This window comes from Mycobacterium sp. 1482292.6, assembly GCF_001672995.1.
In the GTDB taxonomy this organism is placed as follows: Bacteria; Actinomycetota; Actinomycetes; order Mycobacteriales; family Mycobacteriaceae; genus Mycobacterium; species Mycobacterium europaeum_A.
Genome location: NZ_LZKV01000085.1, coordinates 1 through 3422, shown reverse-complemented (window position 1 = coordinate 3422; position 3422 = coordinate 1). Strand labels below are relative to the sequence as shown.

2 protein-coding genes and 2 pseudogenes are annotated in these 3422 nt (G+C 69.4%); 1 reads left to right on the top strand and 3 read right to left on the bottom strand.

Annotation, left to right across the window (positions count from 1 at the left end):
* Window positions 1-189: 189 nt before the first annotated feature.
* Both A5624_RS08505 and A5624_RS08500 read right to left on the bottom strand, forming a co-directional pair.
* Entirely contained in the window at window positions 190-1137 is a 948-nt protein-coding gene (locus tag A5624_RS08505; RefSeq protein ID WP_066864545.1) for a class I SAM-dependent methyltransferase, read from the bottom strand.
* A gap of 2 nt (window positions 1138-1139) precedes the next feature.
* Window positions 1140-2090 carry a class I SAM-dependent methyltransferase gene (locus A5624_RS08500; protein ID WP_066864541.1) on the bottom strand — a complete coding sequence of 317 codons (951 nt, stop codon included), beginning with the start codon at window positions 2088-2090 and terminating at the stop codon, window positions 1140-1142.
* 170 nt (window positions 2091-2260) lie between these two features.
* Between A5624_RS08500 and A5624_RS08495 the strand changes: the two are divergent.
* A pseudogene (locus A5624_RS08495) lies at window positions 2261-2851 on the top strand (TIGR00374 family protein); the annotation flags it as partial.
* Here A5624_RS08495 and A5624_RS27305 read toward each other — a convergent pair.
* Window positions 2843-3422: pseudogene (locus tag A5624_RS27305) on the bottom strand (TIGR00374 family protein); the annotation flags it as partial. The pseudogenes A5624_RS08495 and A5624_RS27305 sit on opposite strands and share 9 nt — an antisense overlap.

Sequence of the window (3422 nt, the reverse complement as noted above, 5' to 3'; positions counted from 1 at the left end):
GTGGCGCCGTGTCCGGGACCGATCGGCGAACGCGCCGACTGGTGGTGGTACACACCCTTCCAACCCCACCCACCACCAAACAACTAGGGACGACGGGTCCTTACCGGCAACGCATCGGTGCTCTAAAACGTTGGGGCGCAGAGGTATTCGTTCGCGCCTGGACCGCCTACCCCGCCGTGGACATTGGCGCTAGCTCGCCGCGCGCTGCGCCGCGACGAACAGATTGCCGGGCACGTAGTCGCGAACCTCCTCGGGCGCCGCACGCCCATAGCCGGCCATCAATTCGTCGGCCGGGGTGACCGTCACCTCCCAGCCGTGGCGGCCGAACCATTCGCCGACGTCCTCGCGCTCCTCGAAATACCAGAGTTCGTCGGTGCGGGGTATCTCACGATCCGGATCCACGCCGGCCATCAGCCCGCGGATCCGATCCATCCGCTCGCGGCGCTTGGCGCGGGCCTGCGGGTCGAGGAACTTCGGACCCAGGGCCTCCACGGCCACCCGGCTGCCCGGCGCGGTCAGCCCCTGGATGCGTTCGAACAGCAGCTCTTGGGCGGCCGCCGGCAGATAGGGCATCAATCCCTCGGCCGACCAGACGCTGGGCGCGTCGGCGTCAAAACCCGCCTGCCGCAACGCGGTCGGCCAATCCTGGCGCAGGTCCACCGGCACCGCGACGCGATTACAGGCGGGCTGCGCCCCATGTTCGGCCAACGTGGCCGCCTTGAAGTCCAGCACCTTGGTCTGGTCGAGCTCGTAGACCGTCGTGCCCGCAGGCCACGCCAACCGCCAGGACCGCGCGTCCAGGCCGGCCGCCAGGATCACCGCCTGGCGAATGCCTGCGCCGGTCGCTTCGCGGAAGAAACTGTCGAAAAACGCTGTGCGCGAGGCCATATAACCGACCATCGACTGCATCTGCAGCGGCAACGTCGGCTCGGCCTCGATGATCTCGGCCGGCAACTGCGCCGCGGAATGCCAGTTCCACACGCCGTCCCCGGCGGCGTCAAGGAAAACCTGCGCGAATGGGTCCGTGATCAAGGGGTTTTCGTTACGGGTCTCCGCCGCGCGGGCCGAGGCCACCCCCAGCGCGGTCGCCCCCACGCTTTCGGTGATCTCCCAGCTGTCGTTGTCGGTCCTGGGCACAGTCAGTTTCCTCTCGTCCGATGCGCAGACACGAACAGCGTCTGTGGTGTGGCGTCGTCGATGTCTTGTGGTGGCCTGCGGTCGTACCCGGCCATCAGCTCGGGGGCCGGGGTGACCGTCACGTCCCAGCCGTGCCGACCTAACCAGTCGGCCACGTCTTCGCGTTCCTCGAAGTACCACAGGTCTTGCACGTCGGGAATGTCGCGGTCGGGCTCCAGTTCGGCCATCAGGTCGCGCACCCGCTGCATGGTCTGGCGCTGCCTGTCGCGGGCGCCCTCGTCGAGGAAGTCGGGGCCTGGCGCCTCCACGGCGATCCGGCTGCCTTGCGTGCCGAGCGCCTGTACCCGCTCGAACAACAACTCCTGGGCGGTCGCCGGCAGAAACGGCAACAGCCCCTCGGCCGACCACACGCTGGGCGCGTGCGCGTCAAATCCCGCGCCCTGCAAGGCGGACGGCCAGTGGTGGCGCAGGTCGACGGGAACGCTGACCAGCTCGCAGGTCGGCTCGGCGCCCTTGTCGCGCAGCGTCGCGGACTTGAACTCCAGCACCCGCGGCTGGTCCAACTCGTACACCGTGGTGCCGTCCGGCCAGGGCAACCGCCACGCCCGCGAGTCCAGCCCGGCCGCCAGGATCACCACCTGCCGCACGCCCGCGCCGGTCGCGTCGAGGAAGAACTTGTCGAAGAACGCCGTCCGCGCGGCCATGTAGTCGACCATCCCCTGCATCCGCGGCTTGAGGTCCGGATCGATCTCGGCGACCTGGGCGGGCAGGTTGGGGGCCGCGAACCAGTCCCACACGCCCGCTCCCGCGGCCTGCAGGAACACCCGCGCGAACGGATCGCTGATCAGCGGGTTCTCGCTCTCGGTCTCCGCGGCCCGGGCCGCCGCCACGCCCAGCGCCGTGGCGCCCACGCTCTCGGTGATCTCCCAGCTGTCGTCGTCCGTCCTGGCCACGCCGCCACCCGCCCCCAATTCGCTAGCACGCCTACCTACCCGACCCTACGCGCGCCGGATGAGTGGAAGCTGTCAACGAACCGGGTATTGCGTTAACTTGTCGGCGGGCCACTGCGCGGGCCGAAAGCAAGGCTCAGCGGTGCCGAGCGAAGCCGAAGGATCCTTCATACATGCGAGTTGACGGGCGCGACATCATCGTCTCCGGCAACCTGCTGCAGCCGTTGACCCGGCGGACCAACGACATCCTGCGGCTGATCCTGGCGTTGCTCTTCCTGGCGCTGGTGATCACGGGCTCGGTGATCACCCGCCCGCAGTGGATCGCGCTGGAGAGATCCGTGTCGCAGATCGTCGGCGTCTTGTCGCCGACCCAATCCGACGTGGCGTACCTGATCTACGGCCTTGCGATCGTGGCGTTGCCGTTCATGATCCTCATCGGCCTGAGCGTCGCCGGGCAGTGGAAACTGCTGGGCGCCTACGCCACCGCGGGGCTGAGCGCGATCGTGTTGTTGTCGATCAGCGGCACCGGCCTCGCCGCGCCGCGGTGGCACTTCGACGCCCTCGACCGGCTGACCACGCTGCCGGCGCAGTTCCTCGACGACCCGCGGTGGATCGGGATGCTGGCGGCGGTGCTGACGGTGTCGGGGCCCTGGCTGCCGGCGCGCTGGCGGCACTGGTGGTGGGCCCTGCTGCTGGCCTTCGTTCCGATCCATCTGGTGGTCAGCGCCATCGTCCCGGCGCGCTCGTTGGTGGGCCTGGCGGTCGTTGAGGACTTTCAGCGATTCCCACAGCCGGGCAACGGGAGTCGTCGTCGCGCATTCGTCAATGGGGGTGCCGAGCGGGCGCCGGTGCGAGTACAGCATCCAGCCGCGGTCCAGCGGCGCGACCGCGACCGTCGCCGTGTTGGCCAGGCCCGCGTTGCCGATGGCGATCGCCATCAGCGCGCGGTGTTCGACGGCGCGGCGCATGGAGGTCACTAGGGGCGCGGTTTCGGCGTCGCGCAGCTTCAGCTTTCCCCAGAGCTGGCGCAGCGCTCCGCCGCTGCGTTGATGCGGGCCGTACAACTCGATCAGCGCCGTGTCACCGAGATGTTCGCCCTCCGCCGAAAGGATCAGCGGGCCACGGCCGGCCGGCCGGACCACGGTGAGCCGCGTGACGGTGAAGCCCGCCTTGGCCAGGGCGCGCACCGCCGCGTCCAACGGCACCTCGAGCGCGGGCGTGCCGACGACGAGCACCACCAGCGCGCCCACCACCCACCCGACCGCCAGATCGCCCACGGTGACCTGCGCAGCCACCACATCACCGTGGAGGACGACACCGTGATGTTCGGTGGGT